This window comes from Bradyrhizobium sp. 155, from assembly GCF_023101105.1.
GTDB lineage: Bacteria > Pseudomonadota > Alphaproteobacteria > Rhizobiales > Xanthobacteraceae > Bradyrhizobium > Bradyrhizobium canariense_D.
The window spans coordinates 2061286-2082121 of record NZ_CP064704.1; the positions used below are offsets into that span (position 1 = coordinate 2061286).

Consider the following 20836-nt stretch of genomic DNA (forward strand, 5'->3'; position numbering starts at 1 on the left):
CTGTCTCGCAGTTTTTGGCGTCGCCTACGCCGCTCAGGGTCTGTCGCTCGGCACGGATATGCTGGGCCCATTTCCTCTGCGAGGAACTGGAGCCTTACTTTGGCTACGACAACACCACTAGGGCGACCGATAGGAAGGTTTTCTTCTTCACCCTAGTCGACATCAACTGTGCGAGGTCGCTGAACGAACGCAAGGTCGATCTGAAGCCGATAGCGTGCAAGCTGCAGCGGGGGCTAGCCGACTGCATCGGCCGCCAGGATCGTCGTCAGCCGTCGATTTGGCCGCTCTATCGCCAAATCTCCCTCCTGGCTCGGTCGGACCCAGTCTACGCATTTAGCTCCAGGTGCCAAGGGATTCGGTGATGAGGGGGAGCTGTTCGGTATGAGGGCTTCTGGTCCCTTAACGAGGCATGCATTGATTGCCCGCTTATGGCCCGTTAGCGAAGTACCGGCACATCTCGACTAGGTCCGCTTAATGAGGCATGGCGGACCAGATTTGCTTAGGTTGAGTTCTTCGCACTTTGACCCCTAACAGACATCGCGCCCAGCGGCGTTCACTTTTCGCCTGGGCCACTGTGTTACATTGGGCAAGACGTCCGGCGCTTCGGTCGACAGATGTGCCTTCGCAAGCCTCTCCAATGTGCTATTCTCATCGTATAAGCCATAGGTATACCATGGCAGGTATTGCAGAGTGGCTAGCATCGATCGGTTTGGGCGAGTACGCCGAGCGATTCCGCGAAAACGCCATCGACCTCTCGGTCGTTCGCGATCTCACGGAGCAGGATTTAAAGGATTTGGGCGTCCTGCTTGGGCATCGCCGCAAGATGCTGCGCGCGATCGTAGAACTTCAGAGAGAGGTCCTGCGAACGCCTCAAGCGGGCGCTAAGCCGGCCTCGACGGATCACGCCGGCCGGCGTCAGCTTACAATCATGTTTTGCGATTTGGTCGGCTCGTCGGCACTTGCGGCCCGCCTTGATCTGGAGGACCTGCGGGCCGTAATGGGCACCTATCACCGCTGCATCGCGGAGGTTGTTGCCAGGAATGAAGGGGTTATCGCGCGGTACATGGGAGATGGCGTGCTCGCCTATTTCGGTTATCCCCAGGCCCACGAGGATGATGCCGAACAAGCGACACGCGCCGGGCTGGCGCTGGTCGATGCCGTAGCTAGCCTCCGGACAGAACCCGCCACCGAGCTGCAGGTTCGCGTTGGCATCGCTACCGGTATGGTGGTCGTGGGCGATTTGACCGGCGAAGGTTCAGCTCAAGAGCAGACGGTCATTGGCGAGACGCCAAACTTGGCTGCGCGCCTGCAGACCTTCGCCAATCCCGGTACCGTGCTGATTTCCGAAAGTACGCACCGGCTCACTGATGGGCATTTCGAGTTCCGCAATCTCGGCCCTGTCGCGCTTAAAGGATGGGCCGAGCCAATGCCAGCCTGGCAGGTACTGGGAACAACCGAAGTGGAAAGCCGCTTCGAGGCACAGCACAAATCTCGATTGGCGCCGCGAATCGGGCGTGACGAGGAAATCGAGATGCTCTTGCGTCGCTGGCAGCACGCCAGGCGTAGCGAAGGTTGCGCGGTGATGCTCACCGGAGAGCCCGGTATCGGCAAGTCGCACATTGCGGTGGCGCTTGAGGAGCGGCTCCAAGGCGAACCGCATATAACGGTGCGCCAGTTCTGCTCGGCGCACCACACCAACAGTGCGCTGTATCCTTTCACCCGCCAGCTCGAACGCGCTGCCCGGTTCGAGCGGGGCGACCCGCCCGCAGAGAAGTTCGCTAAGCTCGAGGCTCTGCTCGTGCGGGCTGATGCCGACCGCGTGTTGCTACCTCTGGCCAACCTTCTGTCCCTTCCACCGAGTAACCGCTACCGTATGCCAGAGCTGAGCCCGCAGAAGCGCAAGGAGCTAACGTTAGCGGCGTTTTTGTCCCAGCTAACTGGCTTGGCCGCAAGACAGCCGGTGTTCGTCATTGTAGAGGATGTCCATTGGGCAGATCCGACGTCGCTGGAGCTGCTCACGATGACCTTGGAACACCTACCCCGGCTTCGGGGGCTGCTGCTCATCACGGCGAGGCCAGAGTTCACTCCGCCGTGGCCAGGTCATGCGCATGTGACGACGATCTCGCTCACGCGGCTGAACCGACGCAACGGGGCGGCGTTAATCGAGCGCGTCACCGCTGGCAAGACGCTCCCGGAAGAGGTAATGGACCAGATCCTCGCCCGCACCGATGGCGTGCCCCTATTCGTGGAGGAACTGACCAAGACGGTGCTCGAAACCGGGCTATTAAATGAACAGGACGATCACTACGTCCTCAACCGTCCTCTCCCCCCGATGGCGATTCCAACGAGTTTGCACGCATCGCTGATGGCAAGGCTCGATCGATTGGCTCCAGTGAGGGAGGTGGCTCAGATCGGCGCTGTGGTGGGTCGCGAGTTCTCCTACGAACTGCTGAGCACCGTAGCCGGGTTGTCAAAAGAGAGACTTGAGGAGGCGCTTGCTCAGTTGGTTCGCTCGGAGTTGATATTCTGCCGGGGCGAGATACCGCAGGCAATCTATACCTTCAAGCACGCGCTTGTGCGGGACGCTGCCTACTCGGGACTCCTGAAGAGCCGACGCGCAGCGCTGCATGCTGCGATCGCGGGTGCCTTCGAGCAACGGTTCCCGGACCTTGTGGAGACTCAACCCGAAACTCTTGCGCATCATCTGACAGAGGCCGGCCTGTTTCAAAAGGCGGAGGCATATTGGCTGCAGGCAGGCAAGAAGGCCGCCATGCGCTCGGCCAACCTTGAAGCCATCGCACACTTGCAGCGGGGTATCGAGGCCTCGGGCCATCTGCCAGAAGGCGCCGGAAAGGATAAGCTGGAACTTGCCTTCCACTTCGCCCTTGGGCCCTGCCTGATCGCTACGCAAGGGCCAGCCTCGAACAAGGCGATGGCAACCTTTGCCCGCGCGCGCGAGCTGTGCGAGCGCCTGGGAGACCCTCCCGAGCAACTCCAGGTGATGTTCTGGTTGACCACTGCGAGCGTAATGCGCGGTGAGTTGCCGGTCGCCGAGGAAACGATCGCGGCCCTGCTCCAGCTCGCCGAAGCGCGCGACGATCTACCGGCGTTGCTCAACGCGATGCGCGGGCAGGCAATGATCCGCCTCTTCATGGGACAGCTTACCGGTGCCCATGAAGCGATTGGACGCGCCTATGAAGCGTTCGAGGCGAGCAGCGAGGACGACAGGCTGGCGGCGCGTTCGGCCGGCCAGGATGCCGGCGTGGCGGACCTGGCGCTGATGTCGTGGGCGCTCTGGCTGCTCGGCCAGCCCGATACGGCAATTGTGCGAATGGACGCTGCCATTCGGCGCGCAGACGCTATAAGTCATCCGCATTCCCAGGCGTATGCCTGTTACTACGCATGCATTCTTCACGCGCTTCGCGGCGAGTTCCTGGTCGCGCAAGGTCATGCCGAACGTTGCATCGCCCTTTCCGAGGAACATGGATTCCGGCAATGGCGCCTGGCGCGCGCCCTTCGGGGCATATGCGTGGCTTCGCTCGATCCTTCACCCAGCGCACTGGGGGAGATCGGTGCCGTCTTGGACGGATATCGCAGCGCCGGTTATCAGCTGGCCATCACCGCGCTCGACGTGTTGTTGTGTCCGCCATTGTTAAATAGTCACGACTACGAGGCCGCGCTGGAGTTGATCGAGCACGGCCTAGCTACAGCTAACCGTAACAGCGAACGAATCCTAGAAGCCGAACTGTATCGTCTAAAGGCACGGGTGCTGGTCGCCCGCGGTGGACCGGCCGTGGAAGCCGAGGCGCAGGCGCTGCTCGACCGGGCATTGAGCACGGGAAGAAGTCAACACGCCAGGACGCTTGAGCTCCGCGCCGCAACGGACCAAGCTGCTCTGTGGATCCATCAGGGCAGACGCGAGGAAGCGCTCAATTTTCTCGCGCCGATTTATGCCAGCTTCACCGAAGGGTTCGAGACGCATGATCTAAAGGTGGCAAAGGTGCTTCTCGATGGGCTACGGTGATCAAGCCGGGACAACGCTTGCGCAGATTTAAATCGCAACGCGATCTGCTTACTTGGGCTTGGCACCACTAGCCGCCCTCTTTAGAGCCGCATAAGTACGATCTCGCAGCTCTAACCAATTCGGGTCGTCCTGTGGATTCTCGTTTACGAAATGGGCTTGAGCAGCTTGTCGTCTTTACTATTCGCCTTAATCTCGTTTTCCGCTTTGTTAAATGCATCGATTGCTTGTTTAGCGGCGGCGTATCCTAGCGTTATCGAATTTTCGAGATTGCTGTGGTTCCACTTGAAATTGATGTGCCCCGGCACGTGAATCTCGACGACTACGCCTCTCCAAGGCGTTTTCCCGTTCCTCCTGTCCACGGCTGGTTTGTCGAGCATCCCGCACTCGACCGCTTTCTCGAGTATTCCGGCTTCGGCTGCTCTGTCGAGTGTGTGCGCCTCTTTGACGTGATATTTGAAAAGCTTGACGTCATCCTCACCGACCGTTGCCGCAAACAGTTGGCAGAGATTTGCTAGTGCATCGTGAAGATTTTCCGGAACGCGGATTTGCTTCGCATCGACGATCCGGCTCACCCAGATTTCATCCAAATCAGGGTGCTCCTCGAGCAAGCTATCGAAGTTCACAGTATCGACTAACGCCCCTTCGCAATATGTAACTTGGTCGATCTCAACCGTCCCTTCGACGAAGGGAAGAGACGAACACGCACACAGGCTGCGTGAGTCGATAGCTCCCCTGTACTGCTTTTTCTCGTCCTCCTTCATCCGACGATTGGAAAACAACGCCAGCTTCTGTTCGTCGAGATTCCAGGCGTTGTGATAGATGTGTGGCATACCGTCCTTTTTCAGCTCGTCGAAGTTTATGCTCTTCATAAACTCGCTATCCGGATAGTTGATCCTGGATAGGCCGTTGACCTTGGACAAGTACACCAGGGAGGTGAGGTATCGGACAAGTGGATTAGGTGCGAGCACCTTATTGAGTATCCAGTTGTTGATGTCTCCTTCGCGCCATTCCTTGAAGGGTTGTTCACCACGAGGCAGACGATTGAACCAAGCGGACATGTTGCCCTGGATCTGTTCCATCATTTTGTACGGTTGCCATCGGAAATCACTGTAACTTTTGGGATCGGTGACGAAGTCCTGGAAGGCCTTGATGTTGGCGTTCCAATCCGTCCCGAATACGGTGTTTATGGGGAAACGCTCATAGCCTTCATCGTCCCGAAACACGCCGTCCCTGAAGAATTCATAGGTCAGCTCGGCTCTGCTTTTGTTTTCTTTTTTGATTTTTTCTTCATCGAATTGATTGTAGACGATGCCAACCCAGGCGCCGATGCAGGACAACGCCCACACATCAGACTTATCGTCGAACGTCTTGCCGTCCTCAGCAAGTGCTTTCAGAACCCCGATGTGTAGCCCTGCTGCCGGTCCGCCGCCGCCGAGCGTAATCGCTCTCTTCACCATTGGTTCCTCCCATCTATTTTATCGTGTGGCTTATTCTCCGATCGAGTTTCCGAATTGCGTGAAGAGGAAGAGATTAATCGTTTTTGGGATCATTGGAAAGCGCGGTTGAGGTGGATATTCGACGCTTTCTTGGACCTTCGCATCGAACTAGCGCACATACGCTAGGAGCGCGAGGACTTGGTATCGTGCGATTACGTTTGACCCTCTCGTACAGGTGTGAACCAGTTCGCGTTAGATATTAATCGCTGACGGTAGTAGGAGTAGCTGTAGTCCATTTCGTGACTTCCGGTAATGGCGCGTCAGCGAACTCGCTGAGCGCTTCGTTGAGGTCCGCTCTGTACGGCAAGGCGGACCAGATTTGCTCCGGTTGAGTTCTTCGCATTTTGACCCGAAGTCGTCCTTGGACGGAGCATGCGCTGACCTCCATGGAGAGCGCACCTACGATCGATAAAATCCACTCTCTAAGAGAGACGTGCCTTTGCGACCAAAAAACAATCCTACACATCGTCGCGGGCGTTTTGATGGCCCGGCAAATGACGCCCGAGTACCGAACGAACGTAGGTTACAGTCGCCGCGCAGTGAGATCGCCCGCGGCTATGTCGAAGATGTTGGCAAACTGTGAGGTAGTTTATATCCCTGCATTCTTGGCCCACCCTAATGTGGCAGAGGCTTCTTACTTTAAAGGAGGCATCCAATGCTCGCCGCAATCAAATGGAACTCCCGATATAGCGCTCGCGAATGGGTGATGATGGCTGGGGTGCTCGTCGTCCAACTCCGCACACTGAATGCAAACCGACAGAAGGGTGAAAGCAAGCCAAAGCGGCCACTCTGGAAACACTTCGACGACACTCATCATTGGGACTCAACCGCGGAGGAATGGGTCCCCGACAAGATCAGTGATAGTGCAACGCATTATGCGTCCCGCAGGCCGAGTTCCGAGACTCCCTCTCACTAGTGGGCCTATCGAGCGGTGCGGTCGCGCACAAGTAGCTGGATCGGGATGTGCGTGCCTCTGGCCGCTTGATAGCGATCCAGCAATTGCTTGGGCCGTTTGCCGGCCGCTTTGGTAAACAATCTGGATAACAAGGCCATCGCGCGCGTCGAGCAAGACACTTTCATCTGTCACATGCGTCAACTTGCCTGTCTTTCCCGACCGCATTCGCCGCATTCTCGAAGGAATGCCGCCTCCGTCGTCGATGATCAAAGTTGGCGCGCGCCAAGCCGTGCAAAGTGGCATATACTCGTAGTATTACAGCCTAACGAAAGAATGCCCCCCGGAACAAATGCAACGCGACGTCCTACGTCAGGAGGACGTCGCGATGCAATTGTGCATCACAACCAGAGGGGAAGTTGCTATGAAGCGACGTTCATTGCTCTTGGCATTGTGTTCTTCCGCCTTCATCTCTGCACCGGCACTGGCCGATGAGGTCAAGCAGGAGGCCGAAAAATTAGCCGTCGCCTACACCGACTGCGTCGCCAAGAAAGACGCGGCCTGTGTCGCTGCGCTCTATACAAAGGACGGGGTCCAGATCAACCCGGGCGGTGTGTTTTCCGATCTCAAGACCGTATACGAAAACAACTTCAAGAACGGCACCGATCATATAGAGATCAGAGTCGGCAACATGTCGGTCATCAACAACGATCTGGTCGTTGCCAACGGCGAGACCGACATCTTCGGTAAGGACCCTAAGAGCGGCGACGCCACCAAGGTTACAGTGTTCTGGGGCGCCATCGACATACGTGAAGGCGGCGCTTTAAAAATCCGCCAGTTGACCGTCGGCATGAAGCCGCCTCCAGCTAAGGAAGCCAGCGCCGAGAAGAAGTAGGACGTCATCATGTCGTAAGTCACCACGCGCCCATCCTCTTTGAGGGTGGGCGTTTGATCTTGCTGCACGCGTCCGAAAGCGAAATACGGTTGCCTCGAAATGCACACCGCTCGCGCGATGTCTGCAAGTGGCCCATCCACGTCTCATTGAGGTCCGTTCCATGGGGCTTAGCGGACTGAATATGCTCGCGTTGAGGTTTTCGCTTTTGAACCCGCACCGCACATCGCGCGGCTGGCAGGCGTACTCGAGATTCTGTGGCAGAAGTCATGGCCGGCCAGTCCCAATGTGTTAGTTTGGGGCGAGTGATAGGTTGTCTCTACCTTTGCCGAGGCATCAGACATGAAGCGGCGCGAGTTCATAACGGCACTCGGCGGCGCTGCGGTGTGGCCGCTGGCGGCTCAAGCGCGCAATCTAAAAAGATTTACCGCATTGGATATCTGACGGCTAATTTGAGCAGCTATCCTTGGGTAAACGGCTTCGTTCGCGAATTAAGTGATCGCGGCTATTCGGAGGGCAACAATCTCACCATCGAATGGCGGGAGGCAAAAGGACATTCGGAACTTCTGCCTGGGATGGCTGCCGATCTGGTCCGGCAGAATGTCGACGTGATCGTGGAACGTTTGAAGTTCGTTCACCGCCGGAATTTGAGGTCGCGTTTGCTTCAATCCTGCGCAAAAGGCAGGATCCGATGATTGATGCGATGACTACCGTCACCGATCCGATGTTCGTCTTTGATCGGAAGAGGATTGTCGACTTCGGAATAGAAAACAAAATTCCGAACGCCCATGAATATCGAGAATGGGTGCAGAGCGGCGGACTGCTTGCCTTTGGTCCTACAATTGATGGAATATGGCGTCGGGGCGCATATTTCGTCGAGAAGATCCTCAACGGGGCAAAGCCAAGTGATTTGCCCGTCGAAGGGCCGAGCGAATTCCATCTTGCGATCAACCTCAAAGCTGCCAAAGATATGGGCCTATCTGTTCCTCAGCATTTGGTCGCGAGGGCTGACGAGTTGATTGTCCGCTAATGACCACCGATTGCAGACCTCCGGGTTGAGGACCGGGAGCATTCCGATGTTCTCGAAGGTCAAGGCGCTCGGCATCGATCTCCCTGCGACGCTGCTCGGCCGAGGTGATTGAATAACGATCTTCTGCGCTGCACGAGTCTGCTGTTGGGCCCATCTCGGACATTCTGACCGGCGCTGATGATGGTCCCCGGAGCTCAAGCGGAAGTAAGCAGCCTGGGACACCAAAGGCCGCTCGTGACCCACTCTAGACGTCATATGCTTCAGGACCGCCTTGCCGTTGAGAGCGTAGCAGCGTCGCGGCGCATAGCGGGGCAGGTGGTCGCCTGCGCTCAGCAGCCCGCGAGATCAAAATGCGAGGGGTACGCGGATATGTCAGTTGGCCGAGGTTTGCATCCAGCCTAGGCCAATGCTACGGGTTTACCAGCGTCCCCTCGTCGGAAACGCGCCACGCTGCCAAGCCGAAACATAGCGTTAGCATCAAGTTGGCCAGCAAGAGCAGGACCGAGGCAAAGTGGCTCACACGCGCCTCGGGAACAGAACGTCCCTCCAGTCCGGAGACAGGTGGATGATTCGAAAAATGCAGCTGTGCTGACCTGGTTGTAGTTTGTAAAAATGCTGGATCAACAGCTTCGAACGGGGAGCGCATCCATCGAGCGGTTCGTGGGGAGCCGGGGACTTCGCGCCGCGCTGATCGTAGCTAAGAGGCACGGCAGGAGTTATGATCTGTTCCTTCTCGCTCGGGTCATTCGCTTCGAAGGAGTCTGGCGTGATAAAAATCTTACAAGGAATGCTCCTCGCGACCACGGTTCTGGCTGCTGCTAGTGGGGCGCACGCAGCGGGTGGCTGTGGCGAGGGCTGTCATAGGACAACCGGTGGCGCATGTGTCGTCGACGGCTGGGGCACGGGAGCCAAGGTTCGGAACGAATGCCCGGCGACCGCTCGCCCCCGTCCACCCTGCGGCGGCGGGGATTTCATCTGGGACCGCACCAAACAGGCATGCTTCCAAAATAACCGCACCTGGTTCTGATCTCGCGCCCCATTCAGGCGGGCTCTACACAGCGCAATCTGATCTCAGTGCGATGGCCTCAGAGCGGGTGACAACGAGTTCAGACGGGAACAGCTTGGCCCTTATCTCGGCCAGTGCGTTGCTTCATGGCCCGCTGTCGGCGCCGGCGCTGACGGGCTCGGTTCACGTGCTTCGGATCAGGTGCGGACCTCCAGGCACGGGAGCCGGATAGGGCTGGACTGCTATGATGGTTGTGCGGCCCTGCCGCTGGCTTACAGCTCAACTGCGGACTAGCCGTCTTGGCAGGGAATACCGAAGTTGTCACAAGCGAGAGCGAATGACTCTTTTGCTTTTGTATCCTCGAAGCAAAAGCGAGTGCCGACCTCTGCCTGATCGATCCACCAATCGACGTTACTGCCTTTTGCGATGCGGGAGGCTTCGTCGCGTAACAGGTCCAGTTGTCTTCCCGCAGCACGAACAATCAGGCAATTTTTCTCTTTGGGCATAATACCTTCTCCAATGGCACAGGACGCGAAGTCATTGGTACTAAGAGCCGTGATCACGAAGGCCGCAGCAGGGGGACTGCTGCTGCGGCCCGCGCGGTCAAAAATTCCGGGTCAAAAACGACTAGGTGAAATATGCAGCCAGCCCCGGTGCGATGATCGTACCGCAGCATCTCTGGCTCGCAATATGATCAGTTTCACAATCGGCAGAAGGCTTAACGTGCATCAGTGCCCCGGCTCTCAGGTCCATGGGGATCGGGAACATTCGGCAATCTGGGTGCGTTCGCCTCCAGCTCCGGGCGATGTCTCGGAGCGGACGCGTAGAACTTCCGGCCTCAGGAATCATCTGCCTGGGGCCGCTTTTTCCAGGACCGTCTTGGCGCCCAGTTTGATTTAGCGGTCGCCTATGTCAATTTGGCAGATGAAAGGGTGGCGGTCGGAAGCTATCCGGGATATGTTGGCAGCGGAAGCTGGCGCACTGAGAGACGACCCCGGCTTGGGGGCTTGAGGGTTGATGCCGGGGCCGCTCCGCCAGCTCGAAGAAGAGAGCTAACAAAACCTGCAATTTTTCCTCTGCGCGTTCGTTCCTCCAACGAGCGCTCGATCTCGCAAACTGCGGCGGCTTGCCGGTGCTAAAATCCGGTCTGACCTGAGCCCCTCGGTTGCCGCATCCGGCGCATACACAACGCGCCTCGATATCAGACAGGCGAACATCGTCCGACCAGCGAGCGGCGCTGAGTGCAACGTTGTGGCCGGAGTGGCAGCAGACCAGGACACCGCGTAGGCCCATCTCGCGCATCTCGCCGAAGGTGATCTTGAGCGCTCGGCCGTTGGCGTGTGGCGTCTAGCAGGAGGGGACATGCCACCATCAAAGCGGAAGTACCTCGCAACCTATTGAATGCTCCGACGTAGCCGCCCTAACCGGGCCGCTTTTTCGTTGTGTCGGCTCGGTTTGACCCGACGGGGGGCACTTCCCCATCTAGCCATTCCTGCTCCTCGGCTAAAGCTCGCCACGCCTCTTCCATGCGCCGGTACCGCTTGTAAGCCGGACTATTCTTAGATGGTTCCCCTTCAGCGAGCGTTGCGCAGTTGTCTGCGTTCTCTTTGTAAATCTCTGATGGCTTCATCATCGGCCTCCTGCGTAATGCTTAGGAGAGGAGTCTGAAAGAAATGTGGTTTCGCCCGTCCCAGTTCGAGACGTGAAAGTAACCGGCTAGAAAGCTTCAGCCGTTGTAAAGGCATCGCATTGGGGGATCACAAGGTTCTACCCCGACTGTCAGGACGGCCGGGCTGTGAAGGACGAACACGGGGAGGAAGACCCGAGCGCCGCAGAAGTAAAGCATGAGTCGTTTCTGGTGGTCGCAACGAACTGCTCCGCGAAGGAGCGCTAGCGCTTCGATTTACTCTTGCTCTTCTTCGCGGTCTTCTTAGACGCAGAATTCTTGGTCGCCTTCTGTGGTGCGGCTTTCTTTGCAGCCTCCTTGGGTGGCGTTTTAGCCGGCTTCTTGGCAGACTTCTTCGCCGCGGATACGGTCTTCTTTGTACGAGCAGCTGCGACCCGTCTGTTAGCTCTCATAGGGGCAGGAACGCGCTTCTTCTTCCGAGTGATGATCGGCGGCGGAACAGCGGCAGCATCGGTCGCTTCAGGAATGTAGACTTGCTCGTTGGTCACTCCGGCAACCGCTTCTGGATCGGGCTTCATAGCATCCGCGGCTGCAGTCGAGGCGGTGTCCACGATCTCTTTTACAGTGTCTGAAATTCGTTCGACTATTGATTTTTTAGCCATGGGAGGCTCCCTGAGTCGGGGCAGGATATCTCATTTTTGCGTCGGGAGGGATTGGTGCCGTTCTGGCATCTCCGAGGATTCATTCGAAAGAGGGAAGCGGGATTTAGCGCCCGTTCTATCAAATGATACACCAGCTAGGTATTGCCGGAAGCAAGATGGCAACGGCGCGCTGCTTCGGTGGCACGTCGGGCGGCCCCGGCGCGTCCGGCGCCAGCCCCGGGACGACCGGGGTCGTTCCCCGTGCGCAGCGCGGACCAAAAATTGTGGCTGGTCGACGATCGAATGCCGGATGCGCGGCAAATTCGTACGGCCATCACCTCAGCGGCATCTCCGCTTCGCACGGCCGAAACTAGGCTCAAGGCCGCAACGAAGACGGACCCGGCATAGATAAAGAGGCAGATCAAGAACGCCGCCACAATGCTCACGAGCCATCTTATGGACCGGCAAATCAGGGTGGAAAGGGCATTATTCCAAGATGCGATCGGCAAGGACCTTTGACGCCTCTTGCGCGGCTGTCACCATGGATCGATCTGTTCGTCAAGGTCGCGCTTGGAGCGGCTCAGGGGGAAGCCCATCATCCATCGGGGAATGGCTCAAGCAAGGTCCGATCGATTTGGTTGTCGTTGTCAGGAGGGCTGAGAGCTCCTGCGTTCCAGCTTGGTGGCGTGAGGCGGCGGAATGGGACAGAGAGGGCGCTCGGTTTGCGACTTCGAAGGCGGCGCGAAGTAGGGCGTGTGAAGCGAAATGGGGGCACACCGCGGGCGTGACGCTCTGCTTCGTCGACCAGACCTCGAAGATCTTCCAATTCTGAGAGCTGAGAAGTGAGTTCGCTAAGTTGTTCGACGTAAAGGATTGCGCGAGAGCCTCGCATAAATGTCCTCCCCAGCACAAAAAAGGCACTATCAGGACGGCGTCAGAGCAAAAGATCGCGAGTAGTAAAAGTAAAAGACTACCACAGGTAAAATAGCTGACTGATTCGTCAGGCTCACTGCGTCAGGGTGTCGCGCTTGAGCCGCGGTCCGGTCGTTGGGCCGTCCGCCGGCCGGCACGAGCTGCTCGGTCCGAACGGCCGGGATTTCGTTGCCCGTCGTCGTACTGATCGCTTGCGATCTGCTCGATGGTCTACCGATGCCTTTTGACCGTGCCGGCAATATCATTCGGATCGGCGCGGTCGGCGGCGGCACGTTCGCGCAAGGCTGTCCATTCGACCCTGCAACCAATACGGTCCTCGGCGCCGAACATCGTGAATAGAGCTTCAGGCGCCCCTCAGCGAAATCGCCGGATGGGTCAGGGGTAGGGGTATTTCGAACTCCGGACTCGGGGCCGCGAGATGCCAAGTATCGACTCCGCCCGTCGATCCTATTTTGCTCTTTCAGGGGATAGCCGGCCAAGGTTGTGGCGCCATCTCTCAGGAGAATGCGATACAATCGAAGCGGGAATCAGCTCAACCAGGTCCGACGGAATATTGCGATGACCAGAACTTTTCCTGCCGTCGGCCTATTTGCCGGACCGACGTTGGCGCAAGAAGGGCGACTGCCTTTCTGTGCCGAGCAACAGTCGTAGAAGCTCCTGCAGCTCCACTGATTGCTGCACGAGGCATCGGTGAGCGGCGAAGATCCGCTCACCGTGCTTCCGGGGTGCTTCCGGCGCGAATTTTGCGGAGAGCACGATGGAGGTAAGTGTTTGAATTAGCTGGTGCTGCCAGACAGGATTGAACTATGATCACAATCCTGCTTTTCATTGATTTTATTGATGTTTTCGGTCCGGCGATCTGTTTTTGTGTGGCACTCTTGCGTGGCGCCGTAGCACTGAAATTAGCTTAGAGCAGCCGCGATTGCATCACCTTTATTCACGTCGAATGTGACATGAGCAGTCTCGGCGCGAAGGTCGATCTCAGGACACCTGATGGCCCTCCCGCTGCATCGAACCCGCGCGGCTGCCTAGGGAAGTTAGTGGCTTCCATCGACTATCAGATCGGCAGGCCAAACTGCGGCTCTGCCAAGCCCTCCCCTTGCAGCGAGGAGAGTGAGACGTCCAACAGCCGGACCAGCCTGGGAAGCGGCATCGCGTTTTGAAGCAGTGCGATGGACAGCGCTCGAGGTCGTCTCTGCTCGAGACCACCACGGAGACAGACCGCTGCGGGTGATGATCCCGAAGTCCTTGAACTTTATCTTCAGCGTGTCCGTCCGGCCCGGTGCGCCCTTGTCCTCGCAGTGGGGCTTAGACTGATCCCGGATACGCAATCAGCGGGCCCGTACTCGCCGAACAGGCCGAAAGGCTTGCCACGGAAGCCTCCGCAGGATCATATTCGAAGTTCTCCTGAGTTAGCCAGCGCGTCGAATCCCTTCAGCTAAATTCTCTGCACGGCTCCTGCGTCTCGAACCCGATGCCGCGCTCCATTCCCGCCTGTCCGGGTTGCAAGAAGCCGAAAGTTGCAATTGCAACGCGCCCTCGACGTGGCGCTGCTTCAAATGCGAATCCGCCGGCTGATTCCGCTCTGTGCCTCCGGCATCGCACCCTCTCCCCCGGCGTTCCTGGAGAGTGCTGCTTTCAGCATATTCTCAATTCTCATTTTCGATTTCTTCGAGGGGCACTGCTGGCACTCTTGATTCCCGGCCGAGTTCGTGGAGCGGGTGAGAGTGATCTCATCACAAACGGCCTTTGAGGTGGCTGCTGGCGCCGGTGCCTCAGGCCTCGCCCGGTCCGGAGAAGATCGATGGCGGTGGCGTTGTGCGCGGCCCCGGGAGCGGCCGCTCGCTTGCTCCGGACCGGGACGCCGGCTTGCCCTTCGCATCGTATCGCTTGGCGAGATCCAGCAACCGACGGCGGGTGAACGGATCGGCCTTCGGGGCGATGGCGCGGACCCGCTGCGCGAGACCCTGGTAGAATTCCTGCTCCATGACGCACCTCGCAACATCACTGCTCTCAGTTGAGTAGGCTACGGTTGCGAAGTCAAGAAGAGCCGACGCACCCGCGCAACTTTCTGCGACCGACTTGAGATCGCAGTGGCGAAGGACGTTGATGGGCAGCGCGGGGAATCAGATGGCAGTGTCCTATCCATTCCGGAAGGCTTGCCCGGCCGGCCGATAACGGCTGCTTCCGATGAAACCGTGAAGGGGAGGCTGCGGTTCAGCGGATTAGACTCGCACTGAAAATGCAAGCGCCATTTCAGAACTGGCCTGGCTTCAAACAGATACGTCTCGCGTAAGTCGTTGCGCATGCAACCCCGAAATTATTGGACGAATGATGGCGAATATTTATGTCTCGCGATTCCGCAGAGGATTTGAGCATTCCGGCATCTGGAAAACGATCAACTTCGGGAGGAGAAGGACGGCACCCATCCGAAGGCCGGCAAATGAATAGCCTCGATCCGATTTCAGTCATGTTTGTTCGTCAAGAATTCTTCGTACTTTCTCCGCCAGACCGCGAAAGGTAAATGGCTTGCTCAACAAGTTGACCCCCGCATCAAGTCGACCGTTGTGGACTATCGCATTCCGTGTGTAGCCCGTCGTGAACAGCACCTTGATCATTGGATGCAACCTTCTAGCCCGATCTGCGATGTTACGTCCGTGAAGGCCATCCGGGAGCACGACGTCGGTGAAGAGAAGATCGATGGTGCGAGATGATTCAAGGAAAGCAATCGCTGATGCCGCGTCGGCTGCTTCGAAAACTTGATATCCGAGATCGCGGAGCACACCGGATGAATACGCGCGCAAATCGTCATGATCTTCCACAACGAGGATGGCCTCATTCCCCCGTAACATTGTTGCTGTCGGAATACTGCGATCTTCCTGCTTGTCGGGTTCAGTCTTGGACCGAGGAAGATAGAGTTTGACCGTCGTGCCATGCCCCGGTTCGCTATAAATCCTAATGTGGCCACCCGTCTGTCGCACGAACCCGTAAACTTGACTTAGCCCCAGCCCAGTTCCTTTGCCGACCTCCTTAGTCGTGAAGAACGGCTCGAACACGCGATCCAGGGTTGCCTTATCCATTCCGGTTCCAGTGTCGGTGACAGCAACCAAAACGTATTGGCCGGGAGGCACGGGTTCTGGGAGCGCGGCAACATACTCATCATCCAGCCAGGTGTTGCCGGTCTCGATTGTAAGTCGTCCGCCGCCGGGCATTGCATCCCGCGCGTTAACCGCCAGATTGAGGATGCCATGTTCTAGTTCCGATGCGTCAGCAAAGGCGCTCCACAAACCGGCATTGCCAACTATCTCGATCCTGATTTGCTCTCCTAAAGTGCTCTTGAGCAGTTCGCTCATTCCCCCGAGCAAGCGATCTACATCAATGGACTTTGGATCCAGCGGTTGGCGACGTGAAAAAGCTAGCAAGCGGGCGGTGAGTGTGGCCGCGCGCTGGGATGCATGATGGGCCATCGCCTGCGCTCGCATGATGCGCCCAAACTGTGGCGCATCGGACATGCTTGCGATCTGCCGTCCGATCGTATCAAGACCACCCATGATCACCGTAAGCAGGTTGTTAAAGTCGTGTGCAACACCGCCGGTAAGCTGACCGATGGCCTCAAGCTTTTGAGCTTGGCGCAGCGCTGCTTCGGCCTCCGTTCGACGCGCGATTTCTTCCGCTACACGCTGTTCCAGCGTCGCATTGAGTTGCTGTAGCTTTAAGGACGTAGCGGACACATCTTTACGCGCACCATCGAGTGCTCTCGCAAGATGCGTTGCGTGAGTAGCCGCCTCCGTGGCAGAACTTGCGCGCGCTAGGGCCATATGAACCCGCGCTTCAGTCTTTAGTAGTTCAATTAAAAGCGGAAGGCTCGATTCGATATCATTCCAAGGGATAGACAAGTTCCTGCCGACAAATACCAGGATTGCCGCAGGGGTCGAACGAGCGACCGCGGGAACGAGCGTGTTAGCGTCGGGAAATGCTACCTCTCCGAAGAACTCACAGCAGCTTGATGCTTGCTTCAAAAACGCTCGCCAAGACGGGCCGCCAGGCAGGCGCTGGTCAAATCCCTGAGCTGGCGTAAAACTCCCCGTTTCTTCATCCTTCAAGAAAATGAGGAAAGCATCGCCTCCCATAAACTTGGCTAATCGCGCGGCAGCTTCTCGCCTCCCGTTGGCGTTGGCAAAACCACTTAAAAGATGAGCCCCGTCATCCTTCAAGTGACCTACTCGGGAAATACGCAAACGACTGCAGTGCAGTTGTGAAAGCCACTGAACTGCCCCTCCGCTCGGGCGATTTGACCGTGGGTGTTACACCCCGTCAACGGCACTTCCGAAAATCGTTCTTGCAGGCTTGAGAGTTCCAACCCGAACTCGTCTCCCATACGGAGGCGAGTAGCGACGCAATCAAAGAAAAGGGCCGCCGCTGGGGGGCCGCCTAATGCATCCAAAGCAGCATTTGCAGCCTGCTTCGCGGCAGAAACTGCGGATGCCGTGCTAGTCTTCATAATTCTTACAACTGAACCAACGGGGACCTCAGCGGCGCACACAACTGCGCCTTCCTCATCCACAGCCAGAGGAACACGCAAGCGATGTTCAGCTCCGCTATCAACCCCAATAATATTGTGCAGGAAGAATGGTAACGGTTCTTTCCGATCCAAGTTCTGATGAGTCTCTTCCGCGTGTTCTACGAATGCTTCGATCGCTGGAAACCCATCAAGGCTTATCACTTTCATGCCGTCGCTCGCCGTGACGCGATAGGCTCGGGACGCAGGTTTCCAGCCGTGACTAACACCCACGCCGATCGGCTTCGAGGAGAGAATCTCCAATGCCACCGCGGCGTCGGACAAAACTTCTTCTCCACAAAATACAGTGGTCTTTTGAAATTGAGCGTTGTCCCCCGCTCCTCCACCAAAAAACTGATACTGACCGGCTGTAGCTAACGTCAACTGATCTACTAAAATATCAGCATGCCCAGCTAGAGCATCAGCTAGAACGAGAGCAGCCCGAAACGGAAATCGTCCGGGCGGTGTTGGTGTAAACCTCGAAACTATCTCCTGGGCTGCCGCAGTGGCATCCATCGCGAGGTTACGTCCAACACTATGTGAGAAGACCACATCGTCGCCCACCAACCCCAGTGCACACGCCAAGCCTTGACCACTGCTCACATTCGTAAACTCGCCGGCAGATGAAGCTCCAACAACGATGGTATCGGGCAGCTCCTTTTTTATGGCAGAAAGTATCGCTCCGTGGTCATGCTGAGGAGCTGCAAATAACACCAAGGCAGCAGGCGGTGTGCTTAGGGATCTTCGTATTTCGGTGGCCAGAAATTCGCCTGCAGTCGAGCTATCGCTCGAATCCGTCGAGACTACCGACGCTTTCATTGTTTCCCCCACTTAGACAACAGCAGTAAACAACCTCCGAAAGGATAAGTTCCAAGTAGCTCGAAAATATCAAGGGGCCTCGAGGCGGCAAAGTGACGTAAACCTTTTGGGGCTTTTACTCTGCAATCTGCCAATTCTCACCGTCGGTAATCAAAGGTTTAAAGCGAAGTTGGTTCGGGGTGTCGTAACGCTTTAGTCGGGACGCTTTCCTTCTGGCGACCCAAAGCGGACAGCTATCCGCGATCGAGCCGTGGTCGGCTGGACCTTTTTTCGGAGCGGCGGCCTGATGCGAATGTCTGCTGTCGGGCCGACGAGAAGTGGTCAACCGAACGGCCGACCGACGCGATTGACCCGAAGCGGACATCGCGAATCCTGCAAGTGCTGCTCCTGTCGCCTTTCCGAGTATGATTTTGGAGGTTACAATGACTCATTATTATCGTGCCTCGGAGCGGAAATGAAGTAGCGCCCCTTCATGGCTCTTGATGGCCGTGCAGCTTCTTGATGGCCGTGCAGCTGATGGCGGTGCGGGTCCATGAATGTGATCGGCGCAGCCATGGGAGCGCCCCGGAAAACGCCAATCAGCCGGACGCGACGAAGGCGTCGGCGGCTCTCAGAGGATCAGATCGTGTTGGAAGGGTAGCTGTCCGCCCTTGCCAGCAGCCTCCCCGTCGAAACGCCAACCCTCCGGCGCCTCATCGGCCGGATGGGGCCATGCGGCCGCGGCGGAATCGTACTCCGGATTGAGCGCGGCGACGGGTACCGAGGAAGTGACCGCCGGGGGCGTCGAGCTGGCATGCTGCTGTTCCGCACCCGCCTCGAAATGGAACGCGGGCTCGGCCCGGTTGTCAAAGCCTTGGTCGTCGGCGCCCTGAATGACCACGGTCACGATCTGCGGCGTGCCGTCGATCGTGGTCACGGTGAAGGTGTCGGTCAGCGCGTCACAAGACCTCAAGGCCTGGACCGCGGGATTGTCGGGGTTGAGGACATATGTCCACGTGCCGCAGGTCGTCATCGTGAAACTGCCGTAGCCGTGGTCGCTCGCCTGCGGACATGTCGTGGCCGTGAAGGTGTCGTCGGGATTGTCGACGTCCCGCTCGGACAAGGTGCCGCTGGCGCTTGGCGGGGGTTCGCAGGAATTGCTTGGCTCGGTCACGCGTCCGCAAATATCGCCGCAGACGACCGCGGCGTCGTTGGCGCCCTCGATGGTGACCGTCACCGTCTGTGCCGTACCGTCCGCGGCCCTCACGGTGAAATCGTCAGTCAGCGATTGACCTGCGTTCAGCGCCTGCACCGCGCAGTTGCCGTTGTCGAGCGCGAAGGTCCAGTGCCCATCCGCGGTCATGGTGAAGCTGCCGTAACCGTGGTCGCTCGGCTCCGGACATTTGACGGGATCGAACGCGTTCGACGGGCCGTCGACGTCGGTGGCGGTCAAAAGGCCGCACGCGGTTGGGACGCCCTGCGCGGAATTGTCGGCTCCGCCTGCTTCGACCACGCGACCATGCGTGTCCCCGGAGATGACGGCCGGATCGTCGGCGCCTTGGATGGTCATCGTGACGACCTGCGGCGTGCCGCCGATGGTGGTCACGGTGAAGGTGTCTGTCAGGGTCTGGCCCGCCGTTAGCGCCAGCACCGCGGCGCTGGCGGAATCCAGCGCATAGGTCCAGTGCCCGTCGGACGTCATCGTAAAGCTGCCATAGCCTTTGTCGCTGGCATGCGGAGAACTCACCGCCGTAAACGTGTTGGCCGGATCGTCGACATCGGTGTCGGCGAGTTTGCCGGTCGCGGTTGGGACGTGGTGCGCCATGGCCGCCGCCGCGATTGCGGCGGCAGTCATGGCGATCGTGGCGACGGATCCGCCGGTCTCGCCGCTTATCGCTGCCGCGTCGTCGGTGCCGGCGATGTCGATCGTGAAGGTTTGGCTTGCCGAGGCAAAGTCGTCGGACGCCGTGATCGTGAAGCTGTCGGCGTTCGGCGCCTTCAACGCGTTGATAGCGTCGTTGTTCGGTACGTAGGCGTAGGCGCCGGTCCCGCTGTTCAAGTACAGGATTCCGAAGGAGCCGGCCTTCTCGACGTCGTAGCTTGCGCCCGCGACGGTGAAAGCGCCGATCGCGCCGCCCGCGATGCCGAAGGTCGGGGTCGTGCCGGAGCCGAAGCTCGTGGCCGAGAAGCTGCCGCTGCTCGCCGAGAACTCATCGAACGCGACTGTGTCGATCTCGACGGGGCCCGACCCGAGCGTCAGTGTCGGTGGCGAATGGATCAACGGCCCATCCGGCACGAAGCTGGCCGGCACCACCAGCCCGGGAAGGGCATGTTGTGGATTGGGCCCGTCCGGCGCGTGGAAATCGATCGGCTGCAGCGTCTGATCGACCGCTTCGCCCGGAGGCGTGCCGGATCCGGACGGCCCATGGTCCTTCGAGTAGTTGTCGAGCACGTCCTGCTGCCGGCTCTGCAGGTCCTCCATCCGCGAAGCGTTGTTGGCGACCTGCGCGAAGCTGACGGACGATCCGGTCTTGCTGAGGATGACCGTCTGCCCGGGATCGTCCACGATGATGTGGCGCGGCACCGCCTCCTTCGTGATGAGTTCGAAGGTGCCATGCTCGAAGCCCTTGTAGGTGATGGAGGCATCGTCGAACAACGCGAGATCGGGATCGGCGGCCCACGCTTCTTTCAGCGCCGTCAGGATCAACGGGACGAAAGACAGCGCTCCGGCCCATCCGAGTCTCGCGACAACCGCCGACTCTACAGCGCGCCCGCCGCGGACGGACGACGGACTGCGTTGGTTCTGCGCCGGCCAAACACCGGTGAAGACACGTGCGAGCGACATCTTGAACGCCTCGCATGCTGCCCGCTTCCGCCGAAGCGGCCGGACCCATGGATCGCGTGTGAGTCCACCCGCCGAGGTGTCCGGTTTTGCGCAT

13 protein-coding genes are annotated in these 20836 nt (G+C 58.4%); 6 read left to right on the forward strand and 7 right to left on the reverse strand.

The annotated features are described in order from the left end of the window. Window positions 1-673: 673 nt before the first annotated feature. Window positions 674-4024, forward strand: a complete 3351-nt coding sequence (locus IVA93_RS09985) for an adenylate/guanylate cyclase domain-containing protein (protein ID WP_247789756.1) — start codon at window positions 674-676, stop codon at window positions 4022-4024. A 143-nt stretch (window positions 4025-4167) separates the two neighbouring features. Here the strand turns inward: IVA93_RS09985 and IVA93_RS09990 are convergent, their stop codons facing one another. After that, a complete protein-coding gene (locus IVA93_RS09990) occupies window positions 4168-5481 on the reverse strand; it encodes a patatin-like phospholipase family protein (RefSeq protein ID WP_247542089.1) in 1314 nt (437 codons plus the stop codon). 1355 nt (window positions 5482-6836) lie between these two features. Here IVA93_RS09990 and IVA93_RS09995 point away from each other — a divergent pair. The 4 genes from IVA93_RS09995 (at window position 6837) to IVA93_RS41135 (ending at window position 9361) form a co-directional block, all read left to right on the forward strand. Beyond that, window positions 6837-7307 (forward strand): Cif family virulence factor, encoded by a 471-nt coding sequence (locus IVA93_RS09995; RefSeq protein WP_018460466.1) that lies wholly within the window; start codon window positions 6837-6839, stop codon window positions 7305-7307. Between the two features lie 383 nt (window positions 7308-7690). After that, window positions 7691-7999, forward strand: a complete 309-nt coding sequence (locus IVA93_RS10000; RefSeq protein ID WP_157643160.1) for a type 1 periplasmic-binding domain-containing protein — start codon at window positions 7691-7693, stop codon at window positions 7997-7999. Continuing rightward, window positions 7996-8334 carry an ABC transporter substrate binding protein gene (locus tag IVA93_RS10005; RefSeq protein ID WP_018460464.1) on the forward strand — a complete coding sequence of 113 codons (339 nt, stop codon included), beginning with the start codon at window positions 7996-7998 and terminating at the stop codon, window positions 8332-8334. Before IVA93_RS10000 ends, IVA93_RS10005 begins: the two co-directional genes overlap by 4 nt. 787 nt (window positions 8335-9121) lie before the next feature. Then, a complete protein-coding gene (locus tag IVA93_RS41135) occupies window positions 9122-9361 on the forward strand; it encodes a hypothetical protein (RefSeq protein WP_083926619.1) in 240 nt (79 codons plus the stop codon). 269 nt (window positions 9362-9630) lie between these two features. On the opposite strand, the gene IVA93_RS10010 is transcribed toward IVA93_RS41135, so the two are convergent. Further along, window positions 9631-9846 carry a hypothetical protein gene (locus tag IVA93_RS10010; RefSeq protein WP_247294782.1) on the reverse strand — a complete coding sequence of 72 codons (216 nt, stop codon included), beginning with the start codon at window positions 9844-9846 and terminating at the stop codon, window positions 9631-9633. Between the two features lie 1384 nt (window positions 9847-11230). Further along, entirely contained in the window at window positions 11231-11629 is a 399-nt protein-coding gene (locus tag IVA93_RS10020; RefSeq protein ID WP_094183477.1) for a hypothetical protein, read from the reverse strand. A gap of 1026 nt (window positions 11630-12655) precedes the next feature. Here IVA93_RS10020 and IVA93_RS10025 point away from each other — a divergent pair. Beyond that, entirely contained in the window at window positions 12656-12880 is a 225-nt protein-coding gene (locus IVA93_RS10025; RefSeq protein ID WP_247789757.1) for a hypothetical protein, read from the forward strand. 1436 nt (window positions 12881-14316) lie between these two features. Here IVA93_RS10025 and IVA93_RS10035 read toward each other — a convergent pair. The 4 genes from IVA93_RS10035 to IVA93_RS10050 all read right to left on the reverse strand — a co-directional run bounded on the left by IVA93_RS10035 (window position 14317) and on the right by IVA93_RS10050 (window position 20742). Further along, window positions 14317-14529 (reverse strand): hypothetical protein, encoded by a 213-nt coding sequence (locus IVA93_RS10035; RefSeq protein WP_204512002.1) that lies wholly within the window; start codon window positions 14527-14529, stop codon window positions 14317-14319. A 480-nt stretch (window positions 14530-15009) separates the two neighbouring features. After that, entirely contained in the window at window positions 15010-16755 is a 1746-nt protein-coding gene (locus IVA93_RS10040) for an ATP-binding protein (protein WP_231190465.1), read from the reverse strand. Between the two features lie 5 nt (window positions 16756-16760). After that, window positions 16761-17918, reverse strand: coding sequence for an FIST signal transduction protein (locus tag IVA93_RS10045; protein WP_247299815.1), 1158 nt, complete (start codon window positions 17916-17918; stop codon window positions 16761-16763). Window positions 17919-18528: 610 nt separating this feature from the next. Further along, on the reverse strand, window positions 18529-20742 hold the full coding sequence (locus tag IVA93_RS10050; RefSeq protein ID WP_247789758.1) for a VCBS domain-containing protein: 2214 nt from the start codon (window positions 20740-20742) through the stop codon (window positions 18529-18531). Window positions 20743-20836 lie beyond the last annotated feature (94 nt).